The following is a 16,195-nucleotide window of genomic DNA, read 5'->3' as shown; positions in this document are numbered from 1 at the left end:
TGGTGTCACAATCGATTCCACAACGTACTGCCGTGGTCAGCGACGCCCGACGGCCCCGTCCCGGGGCCGGTCGTGGAGCGCCACCTGACCACCGAGAACCGAGGACGGTCATGGCTGAAGCATTCGTGTACGACCACATCCGTACGCCGCGAGGCAAGGGCAAGGCGGCGGGCTCGCTGCACGAGGTCAAGCCGGTCGACCTCGTCGTCGGCCTGCTCGACGAGATCAAGACCCGCAACCCCGGCCTGGACCCCGCCCGCGTCGACGACGTGGTGCTGGGCGTCGTCTCGCCGCTGGGCGAGCAGGGCGGCGACATCGCCAAGACGGCCGCTCTGGCCGCGGGCTACCCCGACACCGTCGCGGGCGTGCAGCTCAACCGCTTCTGCGCCTCGGGCCTGGAGGCGGTCAACCAGGCCGCCGGTCGCATCCGCGGCGGCATGGAGGACCTGATCCTCGCCGGCGGCGTGGAGTCGATGTCCAACGTCCCGATGGGCTCCGACGGCGGCGCCTGGGCCTCCGACCCGGCCACCGCCTTCAAGGCCGGCTTCGTGCCGCAGGGCATCGGCGCCGACCTGATCGCCACGATCGAGGGCTGGAGCCGCGAGGACGTCGACGCGTTCGCGGCCGAGTCCAACCACCGCGCCGCCAAGGCCTGGGCCAACGGCTACTTCACCGACTCGGTCATCCCGGTCAAGGACGCCAACGGCCTCACGATCCTCGACCACGACGAGCTGATCCGCCCCGACACCAGCGTCGAGGGCCTGGCCGGTCTCAAGCCCTCCTTCGCCCAGATCGGTGCCGACGCCGGCTTCGACGACGTGGCGCTGGAGAAGTACCACTGGGTCGAGAAGATCAACCACGTCCACCACGCCGGCAACTCCTCGGGCATCGTCGACGGCGCCGCCCTGATGGCCATCGGCACCGAGGAGATCGGCGCCGAGCTCGGGCTCACCCCGCGCGCCCGCATCGTGTCCATGGCCGTCTCCGGCGCTGACCCGACGATCATGCTCACCGGTCCCGCCCCCGCCGCCCGCAAGGCGCTGGCGAAGGCCGGCCTGGAGACCAAGGACATCGACCTCTTCGAGATCAACGAGGCGTTCGCCGCCGTCGCGATGCGCTTCATGCGCGACATGGGCATCACCGACGAGATCACCAACGTCAACGGTGGCGCGATCGCGATGGGCCACCCGCTCGGCGCCACCGGCGCGATGATTCTCGGCACCCTCATCGACGAGCTCCAGCGCCGCGACCAGAAGCGCGGCCTCGCCACGCTCTGCGTCGGCGGCGGCATGGGCATCGCCACCATCGTCGAGATCGTCTGACCGTCCCCCTCCGCTGGTCGAGGTGCGAAGGCCGCCAGGCCTGAGCCTCGAGACCCGGCTGCGATCGGCGACGACGCCGGCGTACGGCGCCGCGGACCCTCACCGGGTCTCGAGGCTCGTCGCTGGCGCTCCTCGCACCTCGACCACCGACCTGAGACCGAACAGGAACCCAGAACAGACATGAGCACCACCACCGAGCAGAGCGCCGTCCGCTACGAGAAGGACGCCGACGGCATCGTCACCCTCACCCTCGACGACCCCACGTCGTCGGCCAACACGATGAACGACCTCTACCGGGCGTCGATCAACACCGCGATCGACCGCCTCTACGACGAGCTCGCCGCGGACGAGTCGTCGATCAAGGGCGTCGTGATCGCCTCGGCGAAGAAGACCTTCTTCGCCGGCGGCAACCTCAAGGGCATGGTCACCGCCGGCCCCGAGGACGCCGAGGACGTCTTCAAGATGGCCGAGGACGTCAAGGCCGGCCTGCGCCGCCTGGAGAAGCTGCCCAAGCCCGTGGTCGCCGCCATCAACGGCGCCGCGCTGGGTGGCGGCCTCGAGATCACCCTCGCCTGCAACCGCCGCATCGCCGTGGACGACCGCTCGGTCAAGCTCGGCCTGCCCGAGGTCAGCCTCGGCCTGCTGCCCGGCGGTGGCGGCGTGACCCGCATCGTGCGGATGTTCGGCCTGCAGGAGGGCCTGATGGGCTTCCTGCTCGAGGGCAAGCAGTTCAGCCCGGCCGAGGCCAAGGCCAAGGGTCTGGTCGACGAGCTGGTCGCCACCCGTGAGGAGCTCGTCCCCGCGGCGAAGGCGTGGATCCTCGCCAATCCCGACGCCCACCAGAACCCGTGGGACGCGCCCGGCTACAAGATGCCCGGCGGCTCGCCGAAGTCCCCGGCCCTGGCCGGCTTCCTGCCCGCCTTCCCCGCCCTGCTGCGCAAGCAGACCAAGGGCGCGGTCTACCCCGCCGCCCGCGCGATCCTGTCCGCGGCCGTCGAGGGCGCCAACCGTGACTTCGACACCGCCTCGCGGATCGAGTCGCGCTACCTGACGAACCTCATCGTCAACCAGGGCTCGAAGAACATGATCCAGGCGTTCTTCTTCGACCTGCAGGCGATCAACGCCGGCAAGCTGCGCCCCCAGGGCATCGAGCCCTGGAAGGCCACCAAGGTCGCCGTCCTCGGCGCCGGCATGATGGGTGCGGGCATCGCCTACTCCTGCGCCCGCGCCGGCATGGAGGTCGTGCTCAAGGACGTCTCGGCCGAGGCCGCGGCCAAGGGCAAGGCGTACTCCGAGAAGATCAACGAGAAGGCCGTCTCCCGCGGCAAGCTCACCCAGGAGAAGTCCGACAAGCTGCTCGGCCGGATCACCCCGACCGACGACTACGCCGACCTGGCCGGCTGCGACCTGGTCATCGAGGCCGTCTTCGAGGACCCGTCGCTGAAGCACCAGGTCTTCGCCGAGGCCGCCAAGCACGTGAACGCCGACGCGCTCCTGTGCTCCAACACCTCGACGCTGCCGATCACCGAGCTCGCCACCGGCGTGGACCGCCCGGCGGACTTCATCGGTCTGCACTTCTTCAGCCCCGTCGACAAGATGCCGCTGGTCGAGATCATCAAGGGCAAGGACACCTCCGACGAGGCGCTGGCCAAGGCCTACGACGTGGTGCAGCAGATCAAGAAGACCCCGATCGTCGTCAACGACAGCCGTGGCTTCTACACCTCGCGCGTCATCGGCACGATGGTCAACGAGGGCCTGGCCCTGCTGGCCGAGGGCTCCGCGCCGTACTCCGTCGAGCGCGCCGCCACCCAGGCCGGCTACCCCGTCGGCCCGCTGCAGCTGACCGACGAGCTCAACATGGAGCTGATGGCCAAGATCGCCAAGGCCACCAAGGACGCGGCCGAGCGCGACGGCGGCACCTACGAGCCGCACCCCGGCTCGCTGGTCGTGGAGAAGATGATCGAGCTCGGGCGCCCCTCGCGCCTCAAGGGCGCCGGCTTCTTCGAGTACGTCGACGGCAAGCGCGGCTCCATCTGGTCGGGCCTGTCTGAGGTCTACCCGGTCGCCGAGGAGCAGATCCCGTTCGTCGACATGAAGGAGCGGATGCTGTTCGCCGAGGCGATCGAGACCGCCAAGTGCTTCGAGGAGGGCGTCATCGAGTCGGCGGCCGCCGCGAACATCGGCTCGATCATGGGCATCGGCTTCCCCCCGATGACCGGTGGCGCCGCGCAGTACATGACCGGCTACGAGGGCCCCGAGGGCACCGTCGCCGCCGGTGAGATCGGCCTGGCGGCGTTCGTGAAGCGCGCCGACGACCTGGCCGACAAGTACGGCGAGCGGTTCCGCCCCACGCAGTACCTCCGCGACCTGGTGGCGAAGGGCGAGTCCTTCCCCGCCTGATCCCGCGTCGCCGAGACGTCACTGACGCACGCTCGAGCCGTCACTCCCGCACGGGGTGGCGGCTCGAGTGCGTGCGCGAGCGACCTCTCGGCCGTGCGCGAGTGACGTCTCGGCCGAATGTGGGGTGCGGGCGGGCGGGAGCGGTCACCATGGTCCGGTGGGAGAGGGAGCGGGAGAGACGGGCCGTGCGCTCGTGGAGGTGCGGGACCTGCACGTGCGGTTCGGCGAGGTCGAGGCCGTGGGGGGCGTGCACCTGACGGCGTACGCCGGTCGCGCGACGGCACTGCTGGGGCGCAACGGGGCCGGCAAGTCGACCACGATGCGGGTGCTGGCCGGGGTGGTGCCGCCGACGAGCGGCACGGTCCTGGTGGCCGGTCACGACGTGCTGCGGCACCCGATGGCCGCCAAGCGTGCTGTCGGGTACTGCCCCGACGTGGGTGGGCTGGTGCCGCGTGCGACCCCCTGGGAGCACCTGCAGCTGGCCGCGCGGCTGCGGCGGCTGCCGGCCGGGGGGGAGCCGCGGGCCCGCGACCTGCTGGAGCGGTTCGAGCTCGGCGACGTCGCGCACCGGGTCACCGCCGGCTTCTCCCACGGCATGGGGCGCCGGCTCTCGGTCGTGCTCGCCGCGCTGCACGAGCCCGAGGTGCTGCTGCTCGACGAGCCCTTCGACGGCGTGGACCCGCTGGGGGTCGAGGCCACCTTGGAGGTGGTCGCCGACGCCCGCTCGCGCGGTGCCGCGGTGCTGGTCTCGACCCATCTGCGCGAGCTGGCGATCGAGGCCTGCTCGACGGTGTCCGTGCTGCGCGGTGGCGCGCAGGTCGCGGAGATGAGCGCGCTCGACATGGCCGGTGAGGAGGGCGCCCGTGCCTACCGCTCGCTCCTGGACTGAGGGCCTCCTGCGCGATCAGGCCAGGGCGGTCGCCGACGTCGGCACGCTGCTGCGCTTCCGCGCCGCCCACGTACGCCGCCCGCGGGCCTTCCGGGTCGGCCTGCTCGTCTTCGCGCTGGCGACGGCCGCGATCGCGGTGGTCCCCGCGTACCTCCCGGGTGCGGGCGGCCCCGGGCGGGCCCAGGACGTCCTCCTGCTGCTGCCCACCGCGCTGGCCGGCTTGGTGCTGGTCGCGGTCGTGTCCGCCGTGGCCTCCGGGGGCGGGCGCGAGCTGCTGGCGCGCGACCCCGCCTCGATCCACCCGATCAGCCCGACGACCGACCACCTCGGGGCACTGGTCCTGGCGCCGCTGAACATCGCCTGGCTGCTCCAGGCGTGGACGCTGCTGGGTGCGGCCTCCTACGGCGGGGGCCGAGAGCCGCTGCCGACGCTGCAGGTGGCGATGCTGCTGTGGCTGGTGGTGGCCACCGCGGTCGGCCAGGTGGTGGCGTGGACGGTCGAGGGTGTGCGTCGGCTGAGGTTCGGGGAGGTGGGCGTGCGCCTGCTGACCGTCGTGGCGGTCGTCGCGGTGCTGCTGCTCCAGCTCGACCAGCGGCTGGTGCCGCTGCTGGACCAGGTGCCGACGGTCCGCGTCGTCGCGCTGTCGGTCGGCGGCGTGACCGCGGCCTGGTGGGGCGTGGTCGGCGCTCTGCTGGGCCTGTCGCTGGCCGCGGTCGTCCTGGGGGCGGTGCCCGCGCACCTCGCGACCCGTCGGGTGCCCCACGACGAGCTGCGGGTGGAGAGCGAGTCGCACCGCGCCCGTCCGCTGCCGCACAGCGACCTGGCGGTGCTGCTGCGCACCGACCGCGGCTCGGTCTGGCGGGCCGTGCCGATGCGTCGCGGGCTCGCGGTCCTGGCGATCGGCCCCGGGGTGGTCGCGCTCGTCGGCGACCTCGACTGGGTGCAGCTGATCATCCTGCCCGGCCTGGTGGCCTCCGGCGGGGCGCTGCTCTTCGGCGTCAACGCGTGGTGCCTCGACGGGCGCGGAGGCCTGTGGCGCGAGAGCCTGCCGGTGGGTGCGGGCACCGTGTTCGTCGCGCGGGCGTGGGTCCTCGCGGAGTTCCTCGTCGCGGCCAGCCTGGTGACCATGGCCCTGGGTGGGCTGCGCGCCGGCGTACCCACCCCCACCGAGACGACCGCCCTGCTCGCGATGCTGGCGGTGGTGACCGTCCAGGTCGTCGGCGCCGCGATGCGCTGGTCGCTCGCGCACCCCTACGCCGTCGACCTGCGCTCGGCCCGGGCCACGCCGGCACCGCCGCTGATGATGGTCGGCTACTCCAGCCGCCTCGCGCTGTCCACCACCATGACCGGCCTGGTCTTCTCGGGCCTGGCGCGCCTGGAGGCGCCGGTGCTCCCGCTGCTGCTGGCGGTGCCGTTCATCTGCTGGTCCGGCGCCCGGCTGGTCCGCACCCACGAGCGCTGGACCGATCCGGTCCAGCGGGCGCGAGTGGTCGTCACCGCCGCTGCATGAAGCGCTCGGTGGCGTTGTGGAGGTCCGCGTCCGGACCGGGTGCCGGACTCGACCTCCACAACGGTTGCGTGAGCGGCGCCGGGGTGCGGTGGTCCCGACGCCCGCTCGCTGGCGCTCACTGCTCGACCACCGGGGGTCCGCTCGGCGGGGCTCGCTGCTCGACACGGGTCGTCGCGGGACAACCCGCGACGGACCGAGCGCCCGGTAGGTTCGCGGCCATGGACTTCGCACCGTCTTCCCGGGCCGCCGACCTCACCGAGCGCACCCGGGCGTTCATCCGCGACGTGGTCGAGCCCGTGGAGGGCGACTACCTCCGCGACCTGGCCGAGCAGCGGCGTACCGGCGACCCGTGGCGACCGCTGCCGGTCGTCGAGGAGCTCAAGGCCGAGGCCAGGGCACGTGGCCTGTGGAACCTGTGGCTGCCGAAGGAGCACGCGGGGGAGTACGCCGCACGCTTCGGCACCGACGGGGGCGAGGGCCTGACCAACGTCGACTACGCCCCGGTCGCCGAGGCCACCGGCGGCAGCCACCTCGCGCCCCTGGTGATGAACTGCAACGCGCCCGACACCGGCAACATGGAGGTGCTGCTGCGCTACGGAACCGACGAGCAGCGGGCGCAGTGGCTGGAGCCGCTGCTGGCCGGCGAGATCCGCTCGGCGTTCACGATGACCGAGCCCGACGTCGCGTCCTCCGACGCCACCAACATGGAGGCGACCGCCGTGGTCCACGGCGACGAGGTGGTCATCAACGGCCGCAAGTGGTGGTCGACCGGCGTGGGGCACCCCGAGTGCCGGATCGCGGTCTTCATGGGCCTGCGCGACACCCCGGAGAACCTCGAGGACGACCCCGGCATCGACCGCCACCACCGGCACACGATGGTGCTGGTCCCGCTGGACACCCCCGGGGTGAAGGTCGAGCGGCTGCTGCCGACGATGGGGATGTACGACGAGCCCATCGGCCACGGGGAGGTCTCGTTCACCGACGTCCGCGTCCCCGTCAGCAACATTCTGTCCGGCCCCGGTGAGGCGTTCGCGATCGCCCAGGGACGGCTCGGGCCCGGCCGCATCCACCACTGCATGCGGCTCATCGGGCTGGCCGAGATGGCGCTGGAGCGGGCCTGCCGCCGCGGGCTGGACCGCGTGGCCTTCGGCAAGCCGCTGGCCAACCTCGGCGGCAACCGCGAGCGGATCGCCGACGCCCGGATCGCCATCGAGCAGGCCCGCCTGCTGGTCCTCAACGCCGCGTGGAAGCTCGACGTCGGAGGCCCGCTCAACGCGCTCTCGGAGGTCTCGCAGATCAAGGTCGCGGTGCCGCGGATGGCGCTGCAGGTCATCGACTTCGCGATGCAGATCCACGGCGGTGGCGGGATGTCCGACGACCACCCGCTGGCCGGCGCCTGGACCGCCGCCCGCGCGCTGCGGCTGGCCGACGGCCCCGACGAGGTGCACCAGGGCGTCGTGGCGCGCCTGGAGCTCGGCAAGTACGGGGCGAAGCGATGAGCGCCGCCGACGGCCGCAGGGTCCTGATCACCGGCGCGGCCTCCGGGCTCGGCGCCGCGCTGGCCGACGCGTTCGAGGCACGGGGGGACCGGGTGCTGCGGACGGATCGGACCGGTCTCGACGCCCGCTCGCTGGCGCTCGCTGCTCGACCGGCTGTGCTGCGTCTCGACATCACCTCCGACGAGGACTGGGCCGCCGCGCTCGCGCACGTCGAGGAGACGTGGGGCGGGCTGGACGTGCTGGTCAACAACGCCGGGGTCGCCGGTGGCGGCCGGCTCGACGTGGCCACCCACGACGAGTGGCAGTGGATCTTCGACATCAACCTGTTCGGCATGGTGCGCGGGCTGCGCACCTTCGTGCCGATGCTCAAGCAGCAGGGGTCGGGCGCGATCGTCAACGTCGCGAGCCTCGCCGGGCTCGTGCACCCCGCGGGCATGGCGTCCTACAACGCAGTCAAGGCCGCGGTCGTCGCGCTCACCGAGACCGCCGGGCACGAGCTGGCCGCCCACGGCGTCACCGCGCACACGGTCTGTCCGGGCTTCTTCCGCACCAACCTGATGGACTCGCTGCAGGGCGCCGACTCCGCCCTCGGCGAGGTGATGTCCCGCCTGGTCACCGACTCACCGATCACCGCCGAGTCGGTCGCCGCGGCCGTGCTCGCCGGGCTGGACGCCGGCGACGAGCTGATCGTGCCCGACGAGCCGGCACGGGGAGCGGTCGCGCTCAAGCAGACCGACCGGGCGTCGTACGACGCGGTGATGCGGGCGCAGGCGCGCAGTCTCGACAAGCTGGCCGGCGAGACAACGGACGCAGGGGCAGAGCAGTGAGCAGCAGCGACAACAACGCGAAGCCGGTCCGCGACGAGGACGCCTTCCACGTCGACGCCCTGTCGGCGTGGCTCGCCGAGCGCGGCGAGGGGCCGGTGACCGAGGTCCAGCAGTTCCGCGGCGGGGCGTCCAACCTGACCTACCTGGTGCGGACGGCCTCGACCGACGGGCAGAGCCGCGACCTGATCCTGCGGCGCCCGCCGGCCGGCACGAAGGCCGCCGGCGCCCACGACATGGGTCGCGAGCACGGCATCCAGGCCGCGCTCGCGCCGGTCTTCCCGTACGTCGCCACGATGATCGGCCACGAGCCCGACGAGTCCGTGCTGGGCTCGGAGTTCTACGTCATGGAGAAGGTCCCGGGGCAGATCCTGCGCCAGGACCTCCCGGAGCCGGTCGCCCCCGAGGTGGCCGACGCGCTCTGCCAGCGGGTGCTCGACGTGCTGGTGGCGCTGCACTCCGTCGACGTCTCCGCGGTGCCGGAGCTGGCCGCGCTCGGCAAGGGCGAGGGGTACGTCGGTCGCCAGGTCCGCGGCTGGATCCGCCGGCTGGACGGGTCGCGCACCGACGACACCGGCGACTGGTCCGACGTGCTGGCGTGGATCGAGGAGCACCAGCCCGCCGACGTCGGGCAGGTGCTGATCCACAACGACTACCGGCTCGACAACATCGTGCTCGACGACGACCTCGGCGTCCGGGCGGTCCTGGACTGGGAGCTCGCCACCGTGGGCGACCCGCTGATGGACCTCTCCTCGATGATCGCCTACTGGGTCGAGGCCGACGACGACGAGCTGTTCCAGCTGTTCCGCCGCCAGCCGTCGAACGCGCCGGGCATGTGGACCCGCCGCGAGTGGGTCGACCGCTACTGCGCCGCCACCGGGCACGCCCCGAGCGAGCGGGACCTGGTGTTCTACGAGGTGTTCGGGCTGTTCCGGCTCGCGGTGATCGCGCAGCAGATCTGGTACCGCTACGTGCACAAGCAGACGACCAACGAGTCCTACGCGCTGCTCGGCCAGGTCGTCTCCTACCTCGAGCAGCGGTGCCGCCGGCTGATCGGCGAGGCCGCCTGATGGGCAGCGCCTGATGGGACGGGGCGACTGATGGGGCAGCTGCTGCTGGTCCGGCACGGCCAGGCGTCCTTCGGGGCCGACGACTACGACGTGCTCTCACCCACCGGGTGGGAGCAGGGGCGCCGCCTCGGCGCGCACCTCGCGGCCGCGGGCGTCGCCCCGACAGCGCTGGTGCGTGGCACGATGCGTCGCCACCGCGAGACGCTCGAGGCGATGTGCGAGGGCGCCGGCTGGGCGACGCCGGTCGACGAGGACGGCCGATGGGACGAGTTCGACCACCTCGGCGTGATCGCGCGCTTCCCCGACCTGCCCGCGGACCCGCACCAGCTGGAGCGGCGTACCTTCCAGGAGCTCTTCGAGCGGGCGACCGCGCGGTGGACCGGTGGAGCCAACGACTCGGAGTACGACGAGAGCTTCCGCGACTTCGAGGCCCGGGCCTCCGCGGCGCTGGCCGACGCGGTCGAACGGGCGGGCAGCGGGGAGACGGCGGTCGTGGTGACCTCCGGTGGCGTGGTCGGCCTCGTGGCGGCCGGCCTGCTCGGGGCGTCCGGCGACGGGCTGCCGGAGACCTGGCAGCGGCTCAACACCGTGGCCGTGAACTCCGGCGTCACCCGCGTCCTCGTCGGCCCGCGCGGCACCCGGTTGCTGACCTTCAACGAGCACGAGCACCTCGGTGGGGAGCTGCTGACCTACCGGTGACCTCGGCGGGCCCGGTGGGCGGGCCCGGCGGGGTGGCCCGCGGGTGGGGTCGGGGTGGGGGCGCGCGGGTAGGTTGCGGCCGTGTCCGACCAGGCCCTCAACGCGCTGACCGCGGTCGCGCTCGGCGGTGTGGTGGCGGTGGTGCTGTTCATCCCGGTGGCGGCCTACGAGTACCGCCGCGACGGCCGGCTCGGCGCCGGCGACCTGACCACCCTGATCACGGGCGCGGTCTACGGGCTGTCGCTGTGGACCTACACGCTGCTGCCGCTGCCGGACCGCGGCGACTTCCGCTGCCGGGTGGCCCAGACCGACCTGCTCGGCACGATCGGCCTGATGGGCTCGCCCGACGACGGGGTGCGCGTGTTCCTGCGCGACCCGGCGGTGCAGCAGGTGCTGCTCAACGTGCTGCTGTTCGTGCCGCTCGGCGTCTTCGTGCGCCTGGTGCTGCGCCGCGGCGTGGTCGTCGCGACGCTGTCGGGCCTGGCCATGTCGCTGGCGATCGAGATGACCCAGCGCACGGGTGTGTGGGGCTTCTACGACTGCGCCTACCGCAGGTTCGACGTCGACGACCTGGTGGTCAACACCCTCGGCGCGCTCGCCGGGGCACTGCTGTCGTGGCCGGTGCTGCGACGCAGGTCGGAGACCCCGCCGCCGCTGCCCACACGCGTCACCTGGGGCCGCCGGATGGCCGGCATGCTGAGCGACGCGCTCTTCGTGCTGATGCTCGGCGGTGCCGTCGCCGTCGCCTGGCGGGGGCTGATGTTCTACGTCCTGGACACCGGCCCGCACCGGGCCGAGCAGTGGCTGCTGCAGTGGTCGGTGCCGTTCGCCGTGCAGGCGCTGTGCGTGCTCGGCCTCGGTCGCACGGTCGGCGAGATCGTGGTGTCCGTACGCACGGAGTCACCGCGCCGCTGGTGGACGGGTCCGGGCCGGCTGCTCAAGCTGGCCTTCGGCATCGGCCCGGTCTTCTGGCTGGTGCTGGCACCGATCCCCTTCCGGGGGCAGCTGCTGGCGGCGTACCTCGTGCTCACGGTGGTGGCGACGTTCTGGACCCGCGAGCACCGCGGTCTCTCGCACCTGGCCTCCGGCCTGGAGCTGCGCGTCGCCCACTCCGATGCCGGGGGTCCCCCTCGGGAGTTGTCGAACGTTTGACAACTCCCGAGCGGGGGTGGGCGGGCGAGACGGGGCGGGCGAGGGCCCTGTGGAGAGGCGGTCACGCCCACGGCCGAACCGTGGTCTGGTGTGGGCATGCCTGCACCTCTCGACACGACCAGCCGCACCGCGACCCTCGCCCGGGCCGCATTCCGCGTGGTGCTCCGCGACGGTCTCGGGGGTCCGGCGCTACGGGCGATCGCTCGGGAGGCTCGGCTCAGCGCTGCGACGATCCTCCACCAGTTGGAGAGCCGCGAGCGCCTGCTCCGCCTCACGACCCACTACGCCTGCGACACGATCGCGAGCACCCAGCGCTTCGGTGTCGGAGCGGTGGCCCTGGTCCCCGGCGGGGAGTCGGTCGACGAGGTGCGCATCTGGTGCCAATGGAGCGCCTACGCCGAGGGCGACGACCTGCTCTCCGAGATCGTGCAGGACCAGCGCACCCGCGAGCAGCTGCAGCTTCGGGCCGAGCTGCCCTGGATGGACGCGCTCGACGCCGAGCTGATGCATCTGGCCATCGAGGGTGCCCGTCAGGCGATGAGCCGCCGAGCGGGGCCACTCGATCCCGAAGCCGCGGAGCGACACCTGCGACGGCTCGAGGGCCTTCTCGCCGATGCCGCGGAACTCAGATCAGCCTCTTGAGCACCGGCAGCGGGGCGTGCTTCATCACCACCGACATGGGTGCCCACGGCAGCGCCGGGACGCAGGCGGAGTCGACCCGCTTCTCGATGGCCGCGACCATCGCCTTCACGCCCTTCTCGGTGGAGGCCATCAGCGGGGTGGACTGCTGGACCTTCTCGTTCATCTCCGAGGCGATGTAGCCGGGGTAGAGCACGGTGACCTGGATCTTCTTGGCCAGCGGGGTGCCGTGCAGCTCGGTGCGGATGCCCTCGGCGAGGTGGGCGACACCGGCCTTGGTGGCGGCGTAGGTCGTCATCGACTTCGGCATCCCGCGCATCGCCGACATCGACGACACCATCACCAGGTGGCCGTGACCCTGGTCGCGGAAGACCTCCATCGCGGCCTCGCACTGGGCCAGCGCGCCGAGGAAGTTGGTCATCGCGGTCTCGCGGTTGGCGTCGGCGCGGCCGGTGCCGATGGCGGCGCCCTTGCCGAGGCCCGCGTTGACGACGTACCGGTCGAGCCCGCCGAGCTCCTCGCGCAGCGCCTGCGTCACGGCGGTGACCGCCTCGTGGTCGGTCACGTCGAGCGCGGCGATCGCGACGCGGCGCTCGGGGTGGGCGGCGAGGATCTCGGCGCGCAGCTCCTCGAGGCGCTCGGTACGTCGCGCGCAGAGCGCGAGGTCCTCCCCGTGGGCGGCGAGCTGGCGGGCCATCTCGGCGCCCAGCCCGGAGCTGGCGCCGGTGATCAGCGTCCTGGTGGCAGTCGTCGTCATGGGCTCATCCTCGCGCAGCCGTCCCCGTCGGCATCGGCGCACCTCCGCGGCGTCTCGCCGATACGGCAGACCGCCCCGGCCACCCGGGAGACCGTCCGGCCTCTTGGTCTCGGACAGGTAACTGTTGTGACCTGGCTCGGTAAGACCCTTGCTTTTTCCGGCGCGAGGGCGTGGGGTGCTGAACGCCTCGTGTTCACGTCCGGCCGGAGGGTGCCGGCGCGCGGGGGCTGATCTCGGTAAAGGAAGTATCCGTGTCGAAGAAGTTCTTCGGCGGGTCGCGTGCGCGCGCGCTCGGCCTCGCCTCGACCGGGCTCCTCGTCACCGGGCTGGCGGCAGCGATGCCGACGGCGCAGGCGGCGGAGGACCCCACCGGGCCCACGACCTACGACTCCGGGCGCTACGTCGTCCTGCTGCGCGAGGCGCCCGCCGCGTCGTACGCCGGTGACGACTCCCGCTACCCGGCGACCCGGCCCACCGAGGGCGGCGCGTTCCGCGCCGACTCGCGGGCCTCGACCCAGTACCGCCGCCACCTCGAGCGCGAGCAGGACCGCCTGGCCCGCGAGGTCGGCACCGAGGTGCTGTCCAGCTTCACCGTCGCCAGCAACGGCTTCGTCGCCGAGCTGTCGGCCGACGAGGCCCTCGACCTGGCCACCGATCGCCGCGTGCTGCTGGTCACCAAGGACGTCAAGCGCGAGATGGACACCTGGGAGACCCCCGACTCCCTCGGCCTCACCGGCCGCCGGGGTGCCTGGAAGGAGTCGGGCAACCGCAAGAAGGCCGGGGCCGGCACGGTCGTCGGCATCCTGGACTCCGGCTACTGGCCCGAGTCGCCCTCCTTCGCCGGCAAGCAGCTGACCTCCGCCCCGCAGACCAAGTGGGACATCACCATGTCCGGCGACGGCAGCACCCGGATGGAGAAGGCCGACGGCGGCGTCTTCAACGGTGCCTGCGAGACCGGCGAGGGCATGCCCGACCCGATCTGCAACACCAAGGTCGTCGGCGCCCGCTACTACTCCGAGGCCTTCGAGGAGGACATCGCCACCACCGACACCGAGAAGGCCGAGACCGAGTTCCTCTCCGCCCGCGACGGCGACGGCCACGGCACGCACACCGCGAGCACCGCGGCCGGTGCCCTGGTCAAGGACGTCAGCGTCGAGGGCCGCGACTTCGGCAAGCTCTCGGGCATGGCGCCCGGCGCCGCGCTGGCGATCTACAAGGTCTGCTGGGAGGACACCGACCCGAACTCGGGCGGCTGCTACACCAGCGCCAGCCTGGACGCGATCGACGACGCCGTCGCCGACGGCGTGGACTCGATCAACTACTCCATCTCCGGCGCGACCGACACCGTCGTCGACGCCGTCGAGGTCGCCTTCGAGGGTGCGGCCGAGGCCGGTGTCTTCATCGCCGCCTCCGCCGGCAACTCCGGCCCGGACGCCTCCACGGTCGCCCACAACAGCCCGTGGCTGACGACGGTCGCCTCGACCACGCACGTGAACTTCGAGAACACCCTGGTGCTCGGCGACGGCCAGAAGTTCGCCGGCGCCTCGATCGCCGGGACCAAGATCCCGCGCACCCCGCTGGTCGACGCCAAGGACGTCGCCCTCGAGGGCGCCGACCCCGCCGAGGCCGAGCTCTGCGCGGCCGACACCCTCGACCCCGCGCTGGCCGAGGGCCTGATCGTGGTCTGCAAGCGCGGCGTCTACGCCCGCGTCGACAAGTCCGCCGAGGTCGCCCGCGCCGGCGGCGTGGCCAGCGTGCTGGTCAACCCCAGCGAGAACAGCCTCGACGCCGACTTCCACGTCATCCCGACGATCCACGTCGACGAGGTGGCCGGCGAGGCCGTCTACGCCTACCTCGAGTCCGCCGGTGACGACGCCGCCGCCCGCTTCGCGCTCGGCAACCGCACCGACAAGACGACGCCGCTGCCGCAGGTCTCGGGCTTCTCCTCCCGCGGTCCCGCCGTCGCCAACGAGTCCGACATCCTCAAGCCGGACATCGCGGCGCCGGGCTCGAGCGTGCTCGCGGCGGTCGCCCCGCCGACCAACTCCGACCGCGACTACGACCTCTACTCCGGTACGTCGATGGCCGCGCCGCACATCGCCGGCCTGGCCGCGTTCATGCAGGGCCTGCACCCGGACTGGACCCCGCAGGAGATCCAGTCGGCGATGATGACCACCGCCAAGCCGACCCGCGACTCCGACGGCGCCAAGAGCACCGACGCCCTGGCCCAGGGCGCGGGCATCGTGAACCCGAAGAAGTTCCTCGACCCGGGCTGGTTCATCAGCTCCAGTGCGCGGGAGTGGCGTGGGTTCCTCACCGGTCAGGGCCTCGACACCGGCGTGCCGGCGCTGGCTCCGACCGAGCTGAACCTGCCGTCGATCGCGCAGGGCCAGGTCGCGGGCTCCGCGTCCTTCACCCGGACGCTGCAGTCCTCGATGAAGGGCACCTGGAACGTCCGGGTCGACATGCCCGGCTTCACCGCCGAGGCCCCCGCCACCCTGGTGGCCGGCCGCGTCGGTGACATCGAGGAGCTGCCGGTGACCTTCACCCGCACCGACGCCCCGCTGGGGGAGTTCGCGTTCGGCAAGATCGTCCTGTCCGGTCCCACGAAGCTGCGGATCCCCGTGGCGCTGCGGCCGGTCTCGGTCAAGGCGCCGCTGTCCGCCGAGGGCACCGGCACCGAGGGATCCACCGACGTGACCGTCACCCCGGCCCAGGACGGTGAGCTCGAGGTCGTGGCCAAGGGCCTGGCGAAGGCGATGACCCTGGACAGCGCCGTCGAGGGCGGCCAGCAGGTCCTCTCGGACTGCATCGAGGTCCCCGAGGGCGTCGACCACGCCCGCTTCGACCTCGACGCCGTCGACGACACCGCCGACCTGGACCTCTACGTCTACGCGGCCGAGTCCTGCGACCCGTCGACGATCTACGCGCTGGCCGGCCAGTCGGCGACCGGGTCGGCCGATGAGCGCGTCGACCTGACCGACCCGGCCCCGGGTGCCTACTACTACGAGATCGACGGGTACGCCGCCGGCGAGGCCGGTTCGCCCATCGAGTTCGTGATGGACACCTTCCTGGTGACCCCCGAGGGCGAGGGCGACCTGACCGTCGCCCCGAACCCGGTCCTCACCACCGCCAACGAGGAGACGACCTTCGAGGTCAGCTGGACCGGCCTGGAGGCCGGCACCCGCTACCTCGGTCTCCTCGAGTACGCCGGCGCCCTGGCGCCGACCGTGCTGGAGGTCGACACCACCGAGTGACGTCCGGGCGGTCGAGGAGGTTGCGCAGCAACCGTCTCGGGACCCGGTGACCTGAGGCAGGGCGGCGATCCACGCGGATCGCCGCCCTGTCCTGGTTCCGGGGCCGTGCCGATGGCGGCACGGGGCGTGGCGGGGGACGGTCGGCCCCTGCAGATCGAGGTTGCATACCGAGTATGT

The 16,195-nt window shown here is 72.4% G+C and carries 12 protein-coding genes; 11 read left to right on the top strand and 1 reads right to left on the bottom strand.

Annotation, left to right across the window (positions count from 1 at the left end; translation table 11 throughout):
* Positions 1-110: 110 nt before the first annotated feature.
* The 10 genes from A6R01_RS17835 (at position 111) to A6R01_RS17790 (ending at position 12,007) form a co-directional block, all read left to right on the top strand.
* Entirely contained in the window at positions 111-1,322 is a 1,212-nt protein-coding gene (locus tag A6R01_RS17835) for an acetyl-CoA C-acetyltransferase (protein WP_292608875.1), read from the top strand.
* A gap of 180 nt (positions 1,323-1,502) precedes the next feature.
* On the top strand, positions 1,503-3,722 hold the full coding sequence (locus A6R01_RS17830; RefSeq protein ID WP_292608872.1) for a 3-hydroxyacyl-CoA dehydrogenase NAD-binding domain-containing protein: 2,220 nt from the start codon (positions 1,503-1,505) through the stop codon (positions 3,720-3,722).
* 157 nt (positions 3,723-3,879) lie between these two features.
* Positions 3,880-4,611, top strand: a complete 732-nt coding sequence (locus A6R01_RS17825; RefSeq protein ID WP_292608869.1) for an ABC transporter ATP-binding protein — start codon at positions 3,880-3,882, stop codon at positions 4,609-4,611.
* Entirely contained in the window at positions 4,586-6,121 is a 1,536-nt protein-coding gene (locus A6R01_RS17820) for a hypothetical protein (protein ID WP_292608866.1), read from the top strand. The genes A6R01_RS17825 and A6R01_RS17820 overlap by 26 nt, the downstream gene beginning before the upstream one ends.
* A gap of 218 nt (positions 6,122-6,339) precedes the next feature.
* Positions 6,340-7,620 (top strand): acyl-CoA dehydrogenase family protein, encoded by a 1,281-nt coding sequence (locus A6R01_RS17815; RefSeq protein WP_292608862.1) that lies wholly within the window; start codon positions 6,340-6,342, stop codon positions 7,618-7,620.
* Positions 7,617-8,447 carry an SDR family NAD(P)-dependent oxidoreductase gene (locus A6R01_RS17810; RefSeq protein WP_292608859.1) on the top strand — a complete coding sequence of 277 codons (831 nt, stop codon included), beginning with the start codon at positions 7,617-7,619 and terminating at the stop codon, positions 8,445-8,447. Before A6R01_RS17815 ends, A6R01_RS17810 begins: the two co-directional genes overlap by 4 nt.
* Positions 8,444-9,514, top strand: coding sequence for a phosphotransferase family protein (locus A6R01_RS17805; RefSeq protein ID WP_292608857.1), 1,071 nt, complete (start codon positions 8,444-8,446; stop codon positions 9,512-9,514). The genes A6R01_RS17810 and A6R01_RS17805 overlap by 4 nt, the downstream gene beginning before the upstream one ends.
* 30 nt (positions 9,515-9,544) lie before the next feature.
* Positions 9,545-10,213, top strand: coding sequence for a histidine phosphatase family protein (locus A6R01_RS17800; protein WP_292608855.1), 669 nt, complete (start codon positions 9,545-9,547; stop codon positions 10,211-10,213).
* Between the two features lie 81 nt (positions 10,214-10,294).
* Positions 10,295-11,365 (top strand): VanZ family protein, encoded by a 1,071-nt coding sequence (locus tag A6R01_RS17795; RefSeq protein WP_292608852.1) that lies wholly within the window; start codon positions 10,295-10,297, stop codon positions 11,363-11,365.
* A 96-nt stretch (positions 11,366-11,461) separates the two neighbouring features.
* Positions 11,462-12,007, top strand: a complete 546-nt coding sequence (locus A6R01_RS17790; RefSeq protein WP_292608849.1) for a hypothetical protein — start codon at positions 11,462-11,464, stop codon at positions 12,005-12,007.
* On the opposite strand, the gene A6R01_RS17785 is transcribed toward A6R01_RS17790, so the two are convergent.
* Positions 11,991-12,761: an SDR family oxidoreductase gene (locus A6R01_RS17785; protein ID WP_292608846.1), complete on the bottom strand. Its 771-nt coding sequence runs from the start codon at positions 12,759-12,761 to the stop codon at positions 11,991-11,993. The two genes, A6R01_RS17790 and A6R01_RS17785, sit on opposite strands and share 17 nt — an antisense overlap.
* A 251-nt stretch (positions 12,762-13,012) precedes the next feature.
* Between A6R01_RS17785 and A6R01_RS17780 the strand changes: the two genes are divergently transcribed.
* Positions 13,013-16,018, top strand: coding sequence for a S8 family serine peptidase (locus A6R01_RS17780; RefSeq protein WP_292608843.1), 3,006 nt, complete (start codon positions 13,013-13,015; stop codon positions 16,016-16,018).
* Positions 16,019-16,195 lie beyond the last annotated feature (177 nt).

The sequence above is a fragment of the Nocardioides sp. REDSEA-S30_B4 genome, assembly GCF_001627265.1.
GTDB lineage: Bacteria > Actinomycetota > Actinomycetes > Propionibacteriales > Nocardioidaceae > Nocardioides.
The sequence above is the reverse complement of the archived record's forward strand: the minus strand, read 5'-3'. Positions and strand labels throughout refer to the sequence as shown.